Origin of the sequence: Sphingomonas sp. PAMC26645 (assembly GCF_004795835.1) — a bacterium.
Lineage (GTDB): Bacteria > Pseudomonadota > Alphaproteobacteria > Sphingomonadales > Sphingomonadaceae > Sphingomonas.
In genome coordinates this window covers 2,256,316-2,275,373 of record NZ_CP039249.1, presented here as the reverse complement: position 1 = coordinate 2,275,373, position 19,058 = coordinate 2,256,316, and the positions used below count along the sequence as shown (strand labels likewise).

13 protein-coding genes are annotated in these 19,058 nt (G+C 64.8%); 12 read left to right on the top strand and 1 reads right to left on the bottom strand.

Annotation, left to right across the window (positions count from 1 at the left end):
* The first annotated feature begins 183 nt into the window (after positions 1 to 183).
* The 5 genes from coxB to E5673_RS10705 are packed head-to-tail and all read left to right on the top strand — an operon-like array spanning position 184 to position 5,717.
* Complete coding sequence (coxB, locus tag E5673_RS10725; RefSeq protein ID WP_136191452.1) at positions 184 to 1,152, top strand: cytochrome c oxidase subunit II; 969 nt, start codon at positions 184 to 186, stop codon at positions 1,150 to 1,152.
* Positions 1,149 to 3,695 (top strand): cytochrome c oxidase subunit I, encoded by a 2,547-nt coding sequence (gene ctaD / locus E5673_RS10720; RefSeq protein WP_136189987.1) that lies wholly within the window; start codon positions 1,149 to 1,151, stop codon positions 3,693 to 3,695. The genes coxB and ctaD overlap by 4 nt, the downstream gene beginning before the upstream one ends.
* The gene (locus E5673_RS10715; RefSeq protein ID WP_136189986.1) at positions 3,692 to 4,075 is read left to right on the top strand and encodes a hypothetical protein; all 384 of its coding nucleotides are present in this window, start codon (positions 3,692 to 3,694) and stop codon (positions 4,073 to 4,075) included. The genes ctaD and E5673_RS10715 overlap by 4 nt, the downstream gene beginning before the upstream one ends.
* The gene (locus tag E5673_RS10710; RefSeq protein ID WP_136189985.1) at positions 4,072 to 4,692 is read left to right on the top strand and encodes a cytochrome c oxidase assembly protein; all 621 of its coding nucleotides are present in this window, start codon (positions 4,072 to 4,074) and stop codon (positions 4,690 to 4,692) included. The genes E5673_RS10715 and E5673_RS10710 overlap by 4 nt, the downstream gene beginning before the upstream one ends.
* Positions 4,689 to 5,717: a c-type cytochrome gene (locus tag E5673_RS10705; RefSeq protein WP_136189984.1), complete on the top strand. Its 1,029-nt coding sequence runs from the start codon at positions 4,689 to 4,691 to the stop codon at positions 5,715 to 5,717. The genes E5673_RS10710 and E5673_RS10705 overlap by 4 nt, the downstream gene beginning before the upstream one ends.
* Positions 5,718 to 5,999: 282 nt before the next feature.
* Here the strand turns inward: E5673_RS10705 and E5673_RS10700 are convergent, their stop codons facing one another.
* Positions 6,000 to 6,386 carry a helix-turn-helix domain-containing protein gene (locus E5673_RS10700; RefSeq protein WP_136189983.1) on the bottom strand — a complete coding sequence of 129 codons (387 nt, stop codon included), beginning with the start codon at positions 6,384 to 6,386 and terminating at the stop codon, positions 6,000 to 6,002.
* An 86-nt stretch (positions 6,387 to 6,472) separates the two neighbouring features.
* Here E5673_RS10700 and E5673_RS10695 point away from each other — a divergent pair, with 86 nt between their 5' ends.
* From E5673_RS10695 to E5673_RS10665, 7 genes are all read left to right on the top strand, one after another.
* The gene (locus E5673_RS10695; RefSeq protein ID WP_136189982.1) at positions 6,473 to 7,240 is read left to right on the top strand and encodes an NAD(P)-binding domain-containing protein; all 768 of its coding nucleotides are present in this window, start codon (positions 6,473 to 6,475) and stop codon (positions 7,238 to 7,240) included.
* 55 nt (positions 7,241 to 7,295) lie between these two features.
* Entirely contained in the window at positions 7,296 to 8,285 is a 990-nt protein-coding gene (locus E5673_RS10690) for a zinc-dependent alcohol dehydrogenase family protein (protein ID WP_136189981.1), read from the top strand.
* Positions 8,286 to 8,562: 277 nt separating this feature from the next.
* Entirely contained in the window at positions 8,563 to 8,826 is a 264-nt protein-coding gene (locus tag E5673_RS10685; RefSeq protein ID WP_136189980.1) for a hypothetical protein, read from the top strand.
* 1,512 nt (positions 8,827 to 10,338) lie between these two features.
* The gene (locus E5673_RS10680; protein WP_136189979.1) at positions 10,339 to 10,632 is read left to right on the top strand and encodes a hypothetical protein; all 294 of its coding nucleotides are present in this window, start codon (positions 10,339 to 10,341) and stop codon (positions 10,630 to 10,632) included.
* Complete coding sequence (locus tag E5673_RS10675) at positions 10,632 to 11,348, top strand: cellulose synthase operon protein YhjQ/BcsQ (RefSeq protein ID WP_136189978.1); 717 nt, start codon at positions 10,632 to 10,634, stop codon at positions 11,346 to 11,348. The genes E5673_RS10680 and E5673_RS10675 overlap by 1 nt, the downstream gene beginning before the upstream one ends.
* Positions 11,345 to 15,697: a UDP-forming cellulose synthase catalytic subunit gene (gene bcsA, locus E5673_RS10670; protein ID WP_136189977.1), complete on the top strand. Its 4,353-nt coding sequence runs from the start codon at positions 11,345 to 11,347 to the stop codon at positions 15,695 to 15,697. The genes E5673_RS10675 and bcsA overlap by 4 nt, the downstream gene beginning before the upstream one ends.
* Positions 15,694 to 19,056, top strand: coding sequence for a cellulose biosynthesis protein BcsC (locus tag E5673_RS10665; protein WP_136189976.1), 3,363 nt, complete (start codon positions 15,694 to 15,696; stop codon positions 19,054 to 19,056). The genes bcsA and E5673_RS10665 overlap by 4 nt, the downstream gene beginning before the upstream one ends.
* The last annotated feature ends 2 nt before the right edge of the window (positions 19,057 to 19,058 follow it).

Below are 19,058 nucleotides of genomic sequence, written 5' to 3'. Positions count from 1 at the left end.
GGACTATCGCCAGCCGACCTTTTTTGCTCGGCTACTCCGGCGGCACGAACCGAACGTCTAGGTCGGGCATGCCTACACGATCGCCCAAGCTGACAGGCCTACATGACATTTCTGTCATTTTGGGTTTACGCCCCCCCGCCCTTCCGTCTAGGGGACGCCCTTCTAAAGGGTGGCAAGGTGATGATGCGGAAGGCTATTTTTCTTTCCGTGGGCGCGTGCCTGCCGCTGTTGGCGGCGTGCAACCGGCACCAGTCGACGCTCGCGCCGTTCGGCGAGGAGGCGGACAAGGTCCTCTCGATCACCATCGTTCTGGTCATCGGCGCAATCGTTCTCGCTGGCGGGCTCGCGTTGCTGATGCGCCACGCGATGCGCGCGCCGGAGGGTCGGCTGACGCACAAGGGCGGGATGAAGCTGGTGCTGTGGCTCGGCGGCATCGGTCCTTCTATCCTGCTGCTGGGCCTGCTGCTCTACGCCCTGCCCGCGATGCGCCCGCGCGAGGTGGCAAATAGCGACCTGCGCATCGGTGTCGAGGGCGAGCAGTTCTGGTGGCGCGTCCGCTATGCGCCGCCGGGCGGATCGGTGGTCGAGACCGCGAACGAACTTCGCCTACCCGTCGGTCGTACCGTCGAACTGTCGCTCCGCAGCCCGGACGTCATCCACAGCTTTTGGGTCCCCGGTCTCGCCGGCAAGATGGACATGATCCCCGGCCGCACCAACCGCCTCGTCGTTCGCGCGACCAAGGCGGGGACGTACCGCGGCGTCTGCGCGGAGTTCTGCGGGCTCGGCCATGCGCTGATGGCGTTCGACGTGATCGCGATGGAGCCTGCCGCGTTCGAGCGCTGGCTCGCCGAGCAGCGTAAGCCCGCCGTAGTTACCGCGTCGCCGGGCGCGCGCGTCTTCGCGAGTTACGGCTGTAGCGGGTGCCACAGCGTTCGCGGCGTCGGCCCGGTCGCGAAGATCGGCCCCGACCTGACGCACTTCGGGGCGCGCCCGACACTCGCTGCGGGTGTCCTACCGATGACCCACGCCAACATCGCCGGCTTCGTGCGCGATCCCGGCAAGACCAAGCCGGGCGTGCGGATGCCGGCCTTCCCGCAGATGTCGACCGCCGAAGCCGACCAGATCGCAAGCTACCTTCAGGGGCTCAAATGACCACCGAGAGCACCCAGTATATCGCGCCCGACCAGAACGATCCCGCGGTCCGCAAGGGCCAGGAAGATCGTTTGCGCGAGGTGTGGAAGCCGCCCACCGGCTGGTTCTTCCGCTGGACCGACGTCAACAACAACCGGATCGGCGTGTGGTACACGCTGACCGCGTTCGGGTTCATGCTGTTCGCGGGCGTGCTCGCGCTGATCATGCGCACGCAGCTGGCGGTGCCGAACAACGACCTCGTCACGGCGAACACGTTCAACCAGTTGTTCACGCTGCACGGCTCGATGATGATGTTCCTGTTCGCGGTACCGATGTTCGAGGCGGTGTCGATCATCCTGCTCCCCCAGCTGCTAGGCGCGCGCGACCTGCCGTTTCCGCGGCTGTCGGGGTTCGGCTATTGGAGTTTCCTGATCGGCGGCGTCTTCGTGTCGGGCTCGATCTTCTTCGACGCGGCGCCCGATGGCGGCTGGTTCATGTATCCGCCGCTGACGACGCGGAACGATCTGAGCGGGCTCGGCGCGGATATCTGGATGCTGGGCTTGAGCTTCATCGAGGTGTCGTCGGTCGCCGCCGCGGTCGAGCTGATCGTCGGCGTCCTGAAATGCCGTCCGCCGGGCATGCGGCTCAACCTGATGCCGCTCTACGCTTGGTACATCCTGGTCGTTGCGGTAATGATCCTGTTCGCCTTCCCGCCGCTGATCGCCGGCGACGTGCTGTTCGAGATGGAACGGCTGCTGAACTGGCCGTTCTTCAACGCGGAGAAGGGCGGCGACCCGCTGCTGTGGCAGCACCTGTTCTGGATTTTCGGCCACCCGGAAGTCTACATCGTCTTCCTGCCGTCGATCGCGCTGTTCGCGATGCTGATCCCGACCTTCGCGCAGCGGCATCTGCTCGGCTATCCGTGGATCGTGCTGGCCGCGGTCGGCACCGCGTTCCTGAGCTTCGGGCTGTGGGTCCACCACATGTTCACGACCGGCTTGCCAAAGATCAGCCTCGCCTTCTTCGCAGCGGCGTCGGAAGCGGTGGCGATCCCGACCGGCGTCCAGATCTTCGTGTTCATCGCGACTTTGTGGGCGGGCAACGTCAAGAAATCGACGCCGCTGCTCTATGCGAGCGGGAGCCTGGCGGTGTTCGTGATCGGCGGGCTGACCGGCGTGATGGTCGCGGTAGCGCCGTTCGACTGGCAGGCGCACGACACCTATTTCATCGTCGCGCATCTCCACTACGTGCTGATCGGCGGCACGCTGCTGCCGCTGTTCGCCGGGCTCTATTATTACTGGCCGCTGATCACCGGCAAGAAGCTGAGCGACAGGCTCGGGCGGATCGCGTTCTGGATCATGTTCGTCGGCATGAACATGACGTTCTTCCCGATGCACCTGTCCGGCCTGCTCGGGATGCCGCGGCGCGTGTTCACCTATCCGGAAGAGCTCGGGATCGGCGGGCTGAACTTCGCCTCGACGATCGGATCGTACATGTTCGCGCTTGGCGTGCTCATCGTCTGCATCGACTTGGCGCTCTCGCCGCGTCGTCCAAAGGCCCCACGCAATCCGTGGAACGCCGGCACGCTGGAGTGGCTCGCACATCCGGACGACGAAGACTGGGGCATCCGCTCAGTGCCGCTGATCGAGAGCCGCTATCCTATCTGGGACCAGAAGAACTTCGTCCAGAAGGTCGACGAGGGCCGCTTCTTCCTGCCTGACGCGGAGGAGATGCGGCGCGAGTCGATCATCACCACCGTGCTCGATGCTCGCCCCCTCCAGGTGATCCGCTTGGGTACGCCGAGCGTGAAGCCGATGATGACAGCGGTCGCGTTGGCCGGCGTGTTCATCCTGACGACGTACCATCTGTATATCTGGTCGGCGGTCAGCGGCGTCGCGACGCTCGCCTGCGTGCTGTGGTGGCTGTGGACCGGGACCGCCGAAATTCCCGATAAGCCGACCAAGCATATCGGACACGGCATCGAAGTACCGCTCTACACCTCCGGGCCGTCGGCGCCGGGCTGGTGGGCGATGTTCATCACGATGATGGCGGACGCGACCGCGTTCTCGGGACTCGTGTTCGGCTATTTCTTCTTCTGGACGATCCACAACGACTTCCCGCCGAGCGGAGTCGGGCTCAACGGGCCAGGCGTATTCTGGCCGATGGTCGCGCTGGCGCTGACGCTGACCGGCTGGGCCGCCACCGTCGGCGCGCGCGAAGTGCATCGCCGCGGCAACGTCGCTGCCGGCCGTGCGCTACTGGTGGTCGGGATCGTCGCGACGCTGGCGAGCCTGTTCGCCGGGCTTGCCGGGCCGTGGTATTCGGGGCTCGATCCCGAACTCCACGTCTATCCCGCGATCGTCTGGACGCTGGCGATCTGGACCGCGGTCCACGCTGCGATCGGGGTCATCATGCAGGCCTACACGCTCGCTCGCAGCCTCGCAGGCAAGATGACGCCGGTCTATGACGCCGACCTGCGCAACATCACCGTGTACCATCACTTCCTCGCGCTAACGGGCATCGTGACGTTCTGCACGATCGGCCTGTTTCCGGGTGTCGCATGAAGAAACATTGGGCCCGCGACCTGAAGGTGACGCTGTGGACGCTGATCGTCCCGCCGACGATCTGGGCCGTGCATTTCCTGTTCTGCTATCTGTGGGTCGCGGTGACCTGCGCGAAATCCCCGACCCCGGGAACGGCGTTGACCGGCTTCCCGCTCGCGACACTGATCGCGACGATCGTGGCGCTGCTGGGGATCGTCGCGGCTGGTTATATCGCGCGCGTCCAGTCGGAGACGCCGGGTGATCCGGCCCCGCACGAACAGGGCACCGCGATCGATCGCCTCCGCTTCCTCGCGCTGTCGACGCGGTTGCTGGCGGGGCTGAGCTTCGTCGCGGTGATCTTCACGGCCTTGCCGGTCATCATGTTCGGCGATTGCCGATGAGACGCGCGAGCCTCGCACTGGGCGCCGTGCTAGTCCCGCTCGGCTGGGCCTTCGCCGCGGCGCCGCTCGGGATGCTCGGGCACATGGCGGGTCACATGATAGCGGTCGCCGTCGCCGCGCCGTTCCTGGCGTACGGGATCGCCGGAAGCCGCTTCGATCCGGCCGAGCGCTGGGCTGCGGTGGTGACTCCGCTCGCGATGTCGCTTGTCGAACTCGTGATCGTATGGCTCTGGCACCTCCCCGCGCTGAGGCTCCGCGTCAACATGCAACCACTCGCGCTACTGATCGAACAGGCCAGCTTCCTCATTGCCGGCGTCCTTCTCTGGAGCGCGGTGCTTGGCACACGCCTCGGCGGCGCCACCGACCGCCGCGCGTCCGGCGTTGCGGCGTTACTGCTCACCTCGATGCACATGACCTTGCTCGGCGCATTGATCGGCCTTGCCCCGCGACCGTTGTACGCGATGATGGCGATGCACCCGGCAACCCACGGCCTCGACGCGCTCGAAGACCAGCAACTCGGCGGCGTCGTCATGCTGATGGTCGGTGCGGCGAGCTATTTCATCGGCGGGCTGGCGATGCTCGGCGGATTGTTGAAGACACGGGGTGTAGCCGCATGACGATCCGGATCACTTGGGCACGTGCCGCCGCCGCCATCGTCGCGCTAGCGCTCGCAGGGTTGCTGTTCGCGTGGTCGGGCGTATTCAACATCGCCGCCTCGTCGGGCCACTGGAAGATCACCGACTGGTTCCTCCACTGGACGATGCGCAACTCGGTCCGCACCTACGCCGCAGTCACCGCGCCCGACGATCCCAAGGCTAAAGAGGGTCTCGTCAGTGCCGCAGGGCTGTTCAAGGCAAGCTGCGCCTCGTGCCACGGCGCCCCGGGCGTTCGTCCGCTGCCCGTAATGCAGGCCGCGACGCCCCCTGCCCCCAACCTCTCGGTCAACGCGCGCGAGTGGACCGACAAGCAGATCTTCTGGATCCTCAAGCACGGTGTCAAATACACTGGCATGCCCGGTTGGGCGGCCAAGGACCGCGACGACGAAGTCCGCCGCATGGTCGCCTTCGTCCGCCTGCTGCCGGAAATGTCACCTGCGACCTATCGCTCGCTAACCGAAGTGCCGGGCGTCACCGATGCCAAGATCGCGACCTGCGCAGGCTGTCACGGTGCCGACGGACGTGGTCGAGGCCAGCCCGACATGCCCGTGCTCGGTGGGCAGAGTCCAGCGTATCTCCGTGCCGCGCTCGAGGCGTACGCAACCGGCAAACGCCAGAGCGCGGTGATGGCAAACGCTGCCGCGACGCTTACACCTGAGGAAATGAAGCGTCTCGCCGACCACTTCGCGGCGATGCCGGGGATCGGCGGCGTCACGCCATCGGGATCGACCGCGGCGGCCCGGATCGACCGCGAGGGGTTGCCGAAGGTGCAGCTCCCCGCGTGCTCGAGCTGCCACGCCCCCGGCAAGCCCTACCCCGTGCTCGCCGGCCAGCGCGCCAGCTACATAGCCCAACGCCTCCGCAACTGGCGCGGTGACGAGACGGTGGTCGACGCGCGGAAGTCGCAGTCGACGATGCCGGTCATCGCCCGCCGTATCCCCGAGGAGATGATCGATCCGCTGGCGCAGTATCTGGCGGGCCGCTGAATTACCGCACAGGCGATGCCGCCGACTCTTGAACGAAAGGCTCAAGCTTCGTGCTTAAGCATGCCCGCGATCATAGTTTAGTGCTCGATCCCTAGCGGCGATCTTAATGCAGACCCACAATCAGACGCTCACGCCCATCCCCTCGCTTCCCAACTTCAGACGCTGGATAATCTTTGCGAATGACCGATTTCGGAGGGCGGCTATCCGCTCGCGAATGTCGTGATGGGAGAGGAAAGCGGCCATCCGCTTTTGGTGCTTGAATCGAATTGGCAGCCGTCTAAGCTACAGTAACCCTCGTTCCCCCGATTTAGCCGACGTCTCGGCCTTACGTCGCATGAACGTCCAATCGATTAGCGCTTCGATCGACGGCCCGAGTGCCAGGCCGATCTCGCTCAGCGCGTATTCGACCCTGGGCGGAACTTGAGGATAGATCGTCCGGGTGACGATCCCGTCCTTTTCCAGTTCTTTTAGCTGTTGAATAAGCATCTTCTGATTCACGCCTTCGACACGTCGTTCCAGCTCGGAGAAGCGCAAAGGCGCTCGTGCGGCAAACAGTTGGAAGATGATCACCATCTTCCACTTGCCCTCCAGAACGCGGAGAGCTTCGCTGGTCGCCGCAGCCCAGACAAGCTGCTGCTGCGGGTCCTCGCATTGCCAGTCACGCTGCATAGGTCACTTACCTTTTGGTGGGTAACCCACCTTTGGGTAGGTTCTTGTCACTTCTGGTACCTGACCATAATTTCCGGTGCGAGGCAATGATCGCAGAGGAACGACACATGAAAATCGGCATTCTTGGGACAGGACACATCGGCAAGACACTCGTCACGAGGTTGAGCGAGGCGGGCCATGAGGTAAAGGTGGCCAACTCGCGCGGGCCCGAGACGATCGATCCCGAGCTCCGGTCAGCCGGCGCCCGCGCCGTGACGACGGAGGACGCGCTGGCCGACGTCGAGGTCGTCATCCTCTCGATACCTCTCAACCGTATTGCCGCAATTGCACCGTTGGTGGCTCGCCTGCCTGACGAGACGGTCGTGATCGACACCTCCAACTATTACCCGTTCCGGGACTCCAACATCCAGGCGATCGAAGACGGACAGGTGGAAAGCCTGTGGGTGGCTGAGCAACTTTGCCGCCCGATCGCAAAGGCATGGAATGCGATCGGCTCCGCCTCTCTTGCCAAGAAGGGCAAGCCGGCAGGGACACCGGACCGGATAGCCATTCCGGTTGCAGCGGACCGTGAGCGCGATCGGCAGGTCACGATGGAGTTGGTCAGCGATACCGGCCTGGATGCCTTCGATGCCGGCTCGCTGGCGGCCTCGTGGCGTCAGCAAGCCGGCGCGCCAGTCTATTGCACCGACCTGACCCTTGCCGAGATTCCTGCGGCTCTCGACGCTGCGGAGAAGGACAGGCTCCCCAAGCGCCGGGACCTGGCGGTCGCGGTGATGCAAGAGCGCTTGGGCGACGGAACCACGAACCCTGACGAGGACTGGGGCGTTCGCCTCGTCCGCGCCATCAATATGTAGACGCCGCCCGAACCGCTCCATTCCAATAGCCATCTATCTACCAGAGGATCAGACCATGACCCGCGTTGTACGCTTTCACGAATACGGCCCCGCAGACGTACTGCGCATCGATGATATCGAGGTTCCTGCACCTGCCGCCGATGAGGTGCAGATCGCAGTTAGAGCGATCGGCTTGAACCGCGCAGAGGTGATGTTCCGCAACGGCGCTTACCTGCAAGAGGCGGAGTTCCCGTCGCGGCTCGGGTACGAGGCCGCAGGCTTGGTCAAGACCATCGGCAGCGACGTGTCAGGCTTTGCGGAGGGCGACGCCGTTAGCGTCATCCCGACGCTCGATATGTCGCGCTGGTCGACCTATGGCGAGATCATCAACATCCCGGCGCGCTACGTCGTCAAGCACCCCGCCGCCCTTTCGTTCGAGAAGGCAGCCGCCTCCTGGATGAAGTATGTCACCGCCTGGGGTGCGCTTATCGATCAGGCGAAGGTCACCGCAGAGGACTTCGTCATCGTGTCAGCCGCATCGAGCAGCGTCGGCATCGCGGCGATCCAAGTGGCTCGCAGCGTCGGGGCGACAGTGATTGCGACCACTCGTACGAACGCCAAGGCGCAGGCGCTGGCTAATGCCGGTGCTCATCATGTGATCGCCACCGCCGACGGCGATCTGGTAGCGCGCGTGAAGGAGATCACCGGCGGCAAGGGTGCCCGCGTGGTATTTGATCCGATCGGCGGTCCTGCCATCGCCCAATTCGCGGAAGTCATGGCCATGGGCGGCATTCTGCTGGAATACGGCGCCCTAAGCCCGGACGAGGGATCATTCCCGCAGTTCGCGGTTCTCGGCAAGAGCCTGACGATCAAGGGCTACCTCTATACCGAAATCGTCGGCAATGATGAAGCGCTGGCGCGAGCCAAGGTATTCATCACCGAGGGACTGGAAAGCGGCAAGCTGGACCCGCTGGTGTCGCGGACATTCCCGTTCGATCAGATCCAGGAAGCGACCCGCTTCCTCGAGTCCAACGAGCAGGTCGGCAAGATCGTCGTGACTGTCTGATCCGCTATCGGGAGGGCCCTCTTAGGGTTCTCCCGATATGAAATGGGTGTGGCAGTCTAACGACTACGACTGCACCGCAGCGTCCGAGCCGAACGAACGGCAGCTTCCGGCTTTAGGTATTCGCTCAGCGAACGACAGTTTTAGGGCGAATGCACCCCGCCTTCCGGCTTCCGGCCAGACCCATTGCCATACACTCAAGAGCGCTTAACGGCTTCCGAACAAGCGGACGCTCGTTCCGCGCTCGATCGGGTGACCGGGCGGCCGGTGGAAGTACGTCGTGACGGACGTCACGGAGGCCGCATCGCGTACCGGCGAGCGGATGGCGTTCGTATACGACCGCCGCAAGGTTGCGTTCGGTGGCCTCGCCGGGGAGATTGTCCTACCGCCCGAGAACGTCGACACGGAGGTGCTCCAGTTCGCCCGCACGCCGTTTGTATGCGGCTTCAAGGCCGGCTTGGCGCCGATGGACCCCTGCACGATCCACATCTACTACGGCAAGGGTATCCCGCTCGATAGCCGCAGGCTGGAGGATATCCGTTAGCCGGCCAGGTTCCTGGCCAAGCGCGCCTAAGACCGGCGCTCCCGACAACCTTATCCTGCTCGGCGACTTCAACTTATTCACCGCAGGCGATGCAACGCTGAAGGCAATCAACGATGCGGGTTTTCGATCCCCAAGGTGCTGACCGACCGCAAGGGCAGCAACATCGCTAAAGACTAGTACTACGACCAGATCGCCATCTGGCGAGGTCGCCGCTTCGACTCCACTGACCGGGGCGGCGTACTCGACTACTACGGCGCCATCTTCCGCGCGGAGGACGAGGCGGCCTACGCGGGCGACATCGTTGCTTCAAAGTCCGGTAAGCCGCCAAAACATGCGAGTGGAAGACCTACCAGATGTCCGATCATCTCGGACTATGGGCGGCCTTCAAGGTCGACTTCGTAGACGATTATCTCGCCGGACTGGCCGCCGTTTAGCCGTACCGCTTGCCCAAAATACGGCCCAACGCCACGTTCTCACCACGTGGCGCAGCAAGCCAGGCATCCGACATCTTCACCGGCTGTCAGGCCCACAAATGGTCATTCACGGACCATCTCGCCTCTCTCAACTTGGACGCCCGTTAAGGTAGAGCGCTACGTTACCTCGGGCATTAAGTGCCCCATTGAATCGATCCGAAGGAAACTCAGGCGCCGGTGCCGATTGAGTTAGGCTCAGGAGCCGTTGAGCAGAGCCAGAAGATAACGGAGGCAGCGAGGGCCACAGCGAAGAAGAAAACGGTCGGACATCAATTATAGCCAATGGCGATGCGGCGTCAGTCCGTCAGACGGTCGATCGGAATCTCGATACCGCTCCGGCTTCGACAGCGACGCTAGTCGTATTCGACAGGCATGATCCGGAATTTTTGCGTCGAATAATAGAGTGTTACGCCCTTCGCCCTGTAGGGCGTCCCTCTACTGGTCCGCATCATAGCCGCGGCTGCCCAGCTTCCACTGCGCCTTGGGTAGATCGTCGAGTAGCACGGCAGCGCCGGTATGATTACTACCCTGACCAGATGTCATAACGAAGCTGAGCGGTCTTCCTTCTGCGTCGCTTGCGGCATGCAGATTCGTATTCATACCGCCTTTGATGCTTGTTACGGAGCCTGAGTCAGATCGCGTCTTTTAAAATCTATGGGACCCTACCCTAACCGAGCAATCCTTGAATCATAACTTTGAGTCATGCCGATGCTTTGCGTTTGCTTACAAGACACTTACACCTTTTCGGATAAATAAATAATGTTTTCAGCTTGATACGTAGATTTCGATAGCCGTTTAATTTCAGATCTGAATATCACCCATTCGCCGCATACCGATTCCACATTTTTCGAAGCATGCGGCCCAACAATTATGCCCTCATCAATTTATTTTGCGAATTCTATTCCAAAGTAACGCACTGACAATAAGCGATAGTTTTAATGCAACCTTTAATAAACGGCGTCTATTGGAAGTAAATTACTGCCAGTATTAACCAATTGATCTGCAATTTAGGCGAGGGGTCGGAAACAAGGAGTTCCCGATGCGACCCGATGCCAAGGCACTATTAGCGAGACTGGGACAGCGTGATTTCCAGTATCGCCAGTTCGCCGACCCAATTGCCGACGTCGAGCCGTGGCCGTTGTTCGCGGCGTTGCTGGAGGACGAGCGCGTCGTCGGTCGTGCCGACCGTGCGACGGAGGAGAAGGCGCCAGCCAAGAACTTCCTGAGCGATTACAACGACATGTCGGCCCGCGGCGAGCCTGGCCAGCGCCACGGCGGCAGCCTGCGCGCGTTCCTGTCCGGGCTTTCCGACGACCATACGGAGCGCCGTTGATGCCATTGATCCTGTGCCATTCACCGGTCGGCGGCGTCGGAACCACGTTCCTGACCGCGCGTCTCGCGCTTGGTCTCGCCGCACGGGGGCACGACGTCTCCGCGATTGATTTCACGCATGCCGATGCGCTCAAGCTGTTCTTCGGGATGCTCCCCGCGCAGGAAATCCCTGCGATGACGGATGCCACGACCGAAGGCATCGTCGTCGACGGGGTCGAATTGCTGTCGGGCTATGCCACCGTCCAGAGCGGCGCGTTCGGGCGCCTGATCGCGCGGTCGGGCGCGTCGCCGTTCGACAGCGGGCGCATCGTGATCGCCGATGTCGCTTCCGCAGACCTCGCGCTGAAGACCAGCCTGTTGCCGCACGCCGCGCTGCACCTGTGCGCGCTCGTGCCGCAACCGACATCGCTCGCGGCGTTGGCGAAGGTCCAGCCGGGCACGCCGACGATCGACCTCGAACAGACCGTGTTCGTGCTCAACCAAGTCGACGACACGCGCAAATTGTCGCGCCATTCGCAGATATTCCTACGCGCGCTGTTCGGCGACAATCTGATCGCGACGGTGCGCCGCGACGAGGCGGTCAACGAGGCATTGGCGTCGTTCCAGCCGATCGCGCGCTACGCCAAGCAGAGCGTCGTGCTCCCCGATCTTGCTGCGATGACCATCGCGATCGAGGCGCGATGCGGTCTCGTCGCCGCCACGGAGCCGGCGGAATGACGCGCGGGTCGGTCCGCAAGGCGTTTCGCGCCGATACGCTCGGCATCGTCGTCGCGGCGCTGTTGACGCTGGTCGTCGTGACGGTGCCGCTCGACCTCAAGTCGCAGTGGATCTTCGCCGGCGTGTCGATCCTGGGCGCAATCGTGCTCGGCCGGTCGAAGTCGCGTCGCGGGACGCTAGTGCTGGCCTTGCTGTCGTTGGTCGTATCGACCCGCTATCTGTTCTGGCGGACCACCGCGACGCTCGAATTCGAAAGCGCGCTCGGCACCATATTGGGCATGGGTCTGTACCTCGCCGAACTCTATGCGTGGGTGATCCTCGCGCTCGGCGTGCTCCAGACCGCGTGGCCGCTCGATCGCCAGTCGGTCGAGCCCGAGTGCGAGCCGCATGAATGGCCGACCGTCGACGTCTATATCCCGACCTATAACGAAAGCCTGGAGATCGTCCGGACGACGGTGCTCGCCGCGCTCGACATGGATTATCCGCGTGATCGCTATCACGTCTACCTGCTCGACGACGGTCGCCGACCTGAATTCCGCGCGTTCGCCCGATCGGTCGGTTGCGGCTACATCACGCGTGCCGACAACAACCATGCGAAGGCGGGCAACCTCAACGCCGCGATGTCGAACACCGAGGGCTCGCTGATCGCGATCTTCGACTGCGATCACGTGCCGACGCGCGCCTTCCTGCAGATGACGGTCGGCTGGTTCCAGCGCGACAAGAAACTGGCGCTCGTCCAGACCCCGCATCACTTCTATTCGCCCGATCCGGTCCAGCGCAACCTGGGCTCGGTCCGCGACCTGCCGGGCGAGGGCGACCTGTTCTACGGCGCGGTCCAGCGTGGCAACGACCTGTGGGACGCCGCGTTTTTCTGCGGATCCTGCGCGATCATTCGCCGCGAGGCGCTCGCCGATACCAATGGCTTCGCGTTCGAGACCGTCACCGAGGATGCGCATACCGCGCTTCGCCTGCAACGGATGGGCTGGTCGACCGCGTATCTCGGGATCCGTCTTTCGGCCGGGCTCGCGACCGAGCGACTGGTGCTGCACATCGGCCAGCGCATTCGCTGGGCACGCGGGATGACGCAAATCCTGCGTATCGACAATCCACTGTTCGGGCGTGGCCTCAGCCTGCAGCAGCGGTTTTGTTACTTGAACGCGATGCTGCATTTCCAGTTTCCGCTGCCGCGCATCGCTTTCCTGACCAGCCCACTGGCGTATCTGATCCTGGGCGAGAACATCATCCACGCTTCCGCCGGTATGATCTTCGCCTATGCCGCCGCGCATCTCTACTGCGCGCAGGTATCGGGTGGGCGGTTGCAGGGCGGCGATCGCCGGCCGTTCTGGGGCGAAGTGTACGAGACGATCCTCGCATTCCACCTCGTCCGACCGACCGTCGTCACGCTGTTCCGGCCGCACGGCGGCAAGTTCAACGTCACCGACAAGGGCTCGCTGCTCGACAAGACGCATTTCGACACCGCGACAGCGCGCCCGCATCTCATCTGCATCGGCCTGGTACTGTTCGGGATCGCCTTCGGGTGCGTCAAATATTTCTTCTTCGCGCATCTGTTCAACATCCAGGGCGATACGCTGGTGCTGAACACGGTGTGGGCGGTCTTCAGCCTCGTCATCCTGCTCGCTGCCGTATCGGTCGCGCGCGAGACGCGGCAGGTCCGCGAATATATCCGCATCCCCGTCCAGTTGCCGGCGACGCTCTATTTCGCCGACGGCCACGTCGTCGATGCGGAGACGATCGACCTGTCGATGGGCGGGCTTGCGATCACCGCGCCACCCGGCGTGACGCTCGCCGACCGCGAGGTCACCCACGTCGCACTCCCGATGGGCGATGAAATTCTCACGCTCCCCGTCCAGACGCAACGCGTCGACAAGAACATGGCCACCATGCGGTTTCTGGAACTCGACATGCTTCAATTACGTCAACTCGTCCGCGCCGTCATGGGCCGCAACGATGCCTGGGAACCGGAAGCGCCCCGCGCTCCGATCTCGACGCTTCGATCGCTCCGCGACATCCTGGTCGTCGATCTCGTCACGCTGAAGCGCCTGCTCGGCTTCAACCGTGCCGAACGCCGCCGCGAGCGCACCCGGCTGAAGGCCGCAACCGCAGCGCTGGCCGCCGCCGCGTTGGTGATGAGCGTAGGCCTGCCGCAGCCGGTCGCCGCGCAGGCTACAACCGTACCGGTTTCCGCACCCGAAGCACCGGGCGGTATCCGCCAGGAGCGCCTGACGCTACGCGACCTGCGTATCCGCAGCGCGATCCGGCTTGCCGGCACCCGCGGCGAGATCGCGATCCCGTTCGGGCTTCGCAGCAACGAGGTCGTCACGGCAGCCAACCTGACGCTCGCGCTCGCCTGGTCCCCTGCATTGCTGCCGGATCTGAGCCAGTTCGTCGTGATCCTGAACGGCGAGGTCGTCCGTACGGTTCGGCTCACCCCCGACGGTGCCGGCGGTCAGCAACTCACGATGGCGGTCAATCCCGCGCTGTTCCTGCCGGGCGACAACCAGCTCAACCTGCGCCTGATTGGTCACTACACCCGCGATTGCGAGGATCCGTTCCACAGCTCGCTCTGGGCGAACGTCAGCAATACGCGCTCGGCGCTCGACCTGACGATCCAGCGTCTGCCGCTCGGGCCGGACCTTGCACGGCTGCCGTCGCCGTTCTTCGATCGCGCCGACAATTTGCCGCTCAACCTGCCGTTCGTGTTCGGTGCGGCGCCGTCGAATGGCGAACTCGAGGCCGCGGCCAGCGTCGCATCCTGGTTCGGACGGCTGGCCAGCTATCGCGGGTTCGCGTTCAAGCCGAGCTATGGCCGCATCCCGCGCGGTAATGCGATCGTCTTCCTGCGTCCCGGCATGCGCGTCGGCAGCTACGTGCCCAATATCACCGGGCCATCGGCGCTGGTGATGCGCAATCCGTTCGATGGTTTCGGCCAGCTGCTGCTGGTCATGGGCCGCGACGAGCGTGAGTTGAAGCTTGCCGCCGCAGCGCTCGCGACCGGGCGCGGCACGATCGGCGGTGCGGGGGCATCGTTCGACGGTGTCCGCATCCCGACCTATGCGCGCTACGCCGCACCCCGCTGGCTCCGCTCGGACCGTGCGGTCAAACTGGGCGAGATCATGGACCCCCGCGCCCTGCAAGGCGTCGGTCTGCCACCGGGCCCGCTCACCGCGGCGTTCCGGACTGCGCCCGACTTGTTCTTCTGGCCGCGGGGTGGCGCATCGCTCGACCTGCGCTATCGCTACCCGTCGGCAACGTGGCTCGACCGTCGGGCTTCGCGGCTCGATATCTCGATCAACAACCAGTATCTGCGGACGCTCCCGCTCGCCGGCGCGGCGTGGTGGAAGGCGCTGATCGGCGGTCAGGACGGCGCATCGTCGAGCCAGGACAGCGCCAAGGTCGAACTGCCGAACTATAATCTGTTCGGCCAGAACGAGCTGATCTTCGATTACAATCTGATCCTCGGCACCAAGAAGAAGTGCGAGGGCACGCTGCCCGAGAACGTCCATGTCGCGATCGACCCGGACAGCGCGATCGACCTGACGCACGCCTATCATGCGCAGCGGATGCCGAGCCTCGCGACCTTCGCCAACGCAGGCTATCCGTTCACGATCAGTCCCGACTTGGCCGAGACCGTCGTTGTCGTCCCCGCCTCGCCCGACCTTGGTATCGTCGAGGCGTTCCTGGCGATGATGGGCCGCTTCGGCGACTCGACCGGTGCCGCGACGACGGGCGTGACCGTCACGCAGGCCTCGGACGGCGACCGGCTCGAAGGCCATGACGTGCTGGTCATCGGTATCCCACGGACCGCCGGCGCGACCGCGCTGTTCGCCGGTGCGCCGGTGCGGATCGAGAATGGCAGACTGCGCGTGGTCGAACGCAATCCGATCGAACGCGTCTTCGGGCTGATCTCGCCCTATGGCGCGAGCGACGTCGGCGAGACCAACGCGTTCCTGACCACGGCCGAACGTTTCGACGGGTTCGTCAGCTTCCGCTCGCCTTATGATGCGGCGCGGACGGTGGTGGCGGTGATGAGCACCAACACCGCCGACCTGCCCGAACTGGTGCAGGGTCTCGCCGAGCAGCGGATCAACGCGCAGGTCCAGGGCGATCTGTCGGTGACCAATGGCGAGGGCATGCGCAGCTTCGCGGTTGGCCAGACCTATTGGTCGGGATCGCTGCCGGTGTGGATGCGGATCGGCTGGTGGTTCAGCGAGCGGCCGTTGCTGATGGCGCTCAGCGGACTCCTGATCGCGCTGCTGCTGGCAGGGCCGCTGTATCTGCTGCTGGTGCGCCAGCAGCATCGCCGGCTCGGGTCGGAGGACGCGGCATGATCCGCTTCACCACGCTTGCGCTGCTGACCGCGGGGATCGCGTCCCCGCTCCTCGTCCAGCCCGCGGTGGCACAGGTTGCCGGGGTCGGCGCGCTCGTCCAGCAAGGGCGGTATTGGCAGTCACGTGGTCGGGCCGACCTCGCGCGGACCGCCTACCGCCGAGCGCTCGCGATCGATCCTTCGAACGCCGAAGCCCGTCGCGCCTTGTCAGCGTCGAACGCCCCGGCTGCGGCACCCGCCGCACGACCGAGCAGGGCGCCCGCGCAGGCTGCTCCGGCGAGCATGACCGGTCCCGCACCCCCGCCGGCCACCGCATCGCGGACGATGCCAACTCCAGCCCCCGCACGCAGAGCAGCACCGACGCCATCCGACCGCGGCGGCGATTCGCGCGCAGCAGGCTTCCGCTCGCTCGAACAGGGCGATCTCGCCCAGGCGCAACGCCAGTTCGAGGCAGCGCTGGCCAACAACCGCAACGATGCGGATGCGGCAGGTGGCCTCGGTATCGTCCGGTTGCGACAGTCGCGCTTCGCCGAGTCCGCGGAACTCCTGTCGCGCGCTTCGGAGCGTGGCAACCGGGCGCGCTGGTCTGAAGCCTTGGCATCCGCGAAATTCTACGCCGGGCTCGACGACGCCCGCGCGCGGCTCGCGGCAGGCGATGTCGTCGGCGCACAGACCCAAGCCGAAGCGCTCGCGCGCACCGGCGTCAAGGATCGCGGCCCCGCACTGGCGTTGCTCGCCGACATCTACGAACGCCAGGGGCGCTATGCGGACTCTGCCGATCTGGCACGCCAGGCGGGATCCGCCGGCGGCAGCGCGGCGCAACTCGAAAGCCGCGTGGTGCGCAACGATGCGTTGCAGGCCGCCACGCACGGCGATCCGGCAAAAGCCGACGCGCTCTTCCAGCGCGGGCTGATGCTCGATCCGGCGGACCCGTGGATCCGTTACGAATACGCGCGGTATATGATCGGGCAGGGCCGCGCGCCTGAGGCCGAGGCGCTGATCCAGTCGATCCAGACGATCGGTACCGCCGACGCACTGTACGCTGCGGCGATGCTCCACAACGAGCGCGGCCGGCAGGCGCAGGCGACGTCGTTGCTGTCGCGACTGACCGAAGCGCAGAAGACACCCGCGATCCGCCGGTTCGAGGCACAGATCGCCGTCGATGCCGCCGTCGCGCGTGCCAAGGCGATCGCGGCACAGGGCCGTGGCGGGGAGGCGATCGCAACCTTGCGCCAGATCGGCATGACTCCAACGCTCAGCGCAGCGTCGCTCGCGGCGATCGCCGGCGGTCTGAACGATCTGGGCGATCAGGCCGGCGCCGTCCCGCTTGCCGAGCGTGCGTTGGCCGCAAGCCCGGCGACCGCGGCGGACTATGAGCCGATCGTCCGCGTGCTGGCACGGACCGGACAGGATGCCGCGGTCGCCAGCGCCATCGATCGCGCGCGGACGGCATCGGCCGGGTCTGCTTCCGCAGCGCCAGCAATCGCAAGGCTCGAAGGGATTGCCGCGTCGTCGCAAGCGGACCGGATGCGGCTGGCAGGCCAGAACGCGCAGGCCTTCGACCTGCTGCAACAGGCATGGGCCGCGTCGCCAGGCAATGCCGACGTGCTGGGTGCGCTCGGTCGGCTGTACCAGTCGGGCAACATGCCGTCGCAGGCCGCACAGACGTATCAGATGGTGCTCGCCGCAAATCCACGGGACAAGGGCGCGCTGATCGGCTTGATCGGCAGCGCAGGGGCCGGCGGCAACCACGACGTCGCCACCGCCACCGTCGACCGCGCGCTGGCTGCTTATCCCGACGATTACGAAATCTACGCCGCTGCCGGCCAGATGGAGCAGGCCCGCGGCGACCGCGGCGCGGCGAAACGCTATCTGCGTCGCGCCGAAACGGCCTATGCCGTGCGCTCCGGCACCGGCGCCACGCTGAGCGGTGCCAATCCGTTCGCCGCGGGCATGGGCTCGGGCAATCCCTTTCGACAGGCGGAACAGACGCCCGTCGTCGCTGCAAACCCGTTCGCCCTCAGCGCAGGACCGATCCAAGCTTCGTCCGCAGGACGGTCTTCGACGCCGATGGCTTTCACCGTGGCACCTGGATACGGCGCAGGCTCACCCGGCGTTCCGGTACCAACAGGCTTCGCATCGGGCGGCTACGCATCCTCGAACGGCGCCGTACCCCAGGCCGGCGTTGCGGGCGGCGACGTCACGCTCATCCGTCTACGCGACGATATCGCTCGCCTGAGCGACGACACCGGCCCCCGTGCGGAAATGAAGCTCGGTTTTCGCGAACGCTCCGGCGAGACCGGCCTGAGCGAACTGCGCGAACTGTCGGGTACCGCGACGCTCTCTACCGGTGTCGCCGGCGGTCGCGTTTCCGTCTCGGCAACACCGGTCGTGATCGACTCCGGACGCCCGACCGGCTCCGCGCTCGCTCGGTTCGGCCGCAACGCCACGCCGGAGGCGCAAGGCATCGTCAACGCTCTGCCCTCCGTGCTGACGCAGGCGGATACGCAACACGCGTCCGGCGTCGCGGTCGCGGCATCCTACGACAGCCCCGGCGTCCGGATCGAGGTCGGATCGACGCCGATCGGGTTCGATAATACCGAAGTGACGTGGGGCTTCACCGGGAAACCCAAGATCTCGCGTACGGTGTCGGCGCAGGGCTGGGTCAAGCGCGAGCCGGTGACGGACAGCGTCGTGTCCTATGCCGGCACGCGCGATCCCGTCACGGGTGAACGCTGGGGCCAGGTCATGCGGACCGGCGGCGGCGCGTCGCTGTCGTGGGACGACGAGGGGACAGGCGTCTATGCCGATGTCTCCGGCTACCGCTACACCGGCGAGAACGTCCGCCAGAACCGTGGGTACCAGGCGAACGCGGGTGGCTATCTGCCGCTCTACCGTGACGGGCATTCGACGCTGACCGGCGGCCTCAACCTCAACTGGCAGGCGTTCGACAACAACCAGAACTACTTCACCTACGGGCATGGCGGCTATTTCAGCCCGCAGAGCTTCCTCAGCATGAGCCTACCGATCCGCTACGCGTATAATTCGACACGGTGGGAGGGGCGCCTGGGCGTCGCACCGGGCTATCAGAGCTTCGAACAGGATCGTGCGCCGATCTATCCGACCGACCCGAACGCGCAGGCCGAACTCGATGCGCTGAAGGCGCGGAACACCGACGTCCGGTCCTATTACGACAGCCTGAGCAACACCGGTTTCGCCTTTTCGGCGAACGGATCGTTGTTCTATCGCCTGAACCCGAACACCCGGATAGGTGCTTCGGCCAGCGCCAACACGTTCGGGACCTATGACGACTACCGATCGACTTTCGAATTGCGCCAGTCCCTGGGGGGAGCCAAATGAAC

Bases quoted from the DNA above. Each gene is read 5' to 3' on its own strand.
- E5673_RS10715 (WP_136189986.1), top strand. From the start codon at position 3,692: ATGAAGAAACATTGGGCCCGCGACCTGAAGGTGACGCTGTGGACGCTG.
- ctaD (WP_136189987.1), top strand. From the start codon at position 1,149: ATGACCACCGAGAGCACCCAGTATATCGCGCCCGACCAGAACGATCCC.
- E5673_RS10665 (WP_136189976.1), top strand. From the start codon at position 15,694: ATGATCCGCTTCACCACGCTTGCGCTGCTGACCGCGGGGATCGCGTCC.
- E5673_RS10700 (WP_136189983.1), bottom strand. From the start codon at position 6,386: ATGCAGCGTGACTGGCAATGCGAGGACCCGCAGCAGCAGCTTGTCTGG.
- E5673_RS10680 (WP_136189979.1), top strand. From the start codon at position 10,339: ATGCGACCCGATGCCAAGGCACTATTAGCGAGACTGGGACAGCGTGAT.
- E5673_RS10695 (WP_136189982.1), top strand. From the start codon at position 6,473: ATGATCGCAGAGGAACGACACATGAAAATCGGCATTCTTGGGACAGGA.
- bcsA (WP_136189977.1), top strand. From the start codon at position 11,345: ATGACGCGCGGGTCGGTCCGCAAGGCGTTTCGCGCCGATACGCTCGGC.
- E5673_RS10710 (WP_136189985.1), top strand. From the start codon at position 4,072: ATGAGACGCGCGAGCCTCGCACTGGGCGCCGTGCTAGTCCCGCTCGGC.
- coxB (WP_136191452.1), top strand. From the start codon at position 184: ATGCGGAAGGCTATTTTTCTTTCCGTGGGCGCGTGCCTGCCGCTGTTG.
- E5673_RS10675 (WP_136189978.1), top strand. From the start codon at position 10,632: ATGCCATTGATCCTGTGCCATTCACCGGTCGGCGGCGTCGGAACCACG.
- E5673_RS10690 (WP_136189981.1), top strand. From the start codon at position 7,296: ATGACCCGCGTTGTACGCTTTCACGAATACGGCCCCGCAGACGTACTG.
- E5673_RS10705 (WP_136189984.1), top strand. From the start codon at position 4,689: ATGACGATCCGGATCACTTGGGCACGTGCCGCCGCCGCCATCGTCGCG.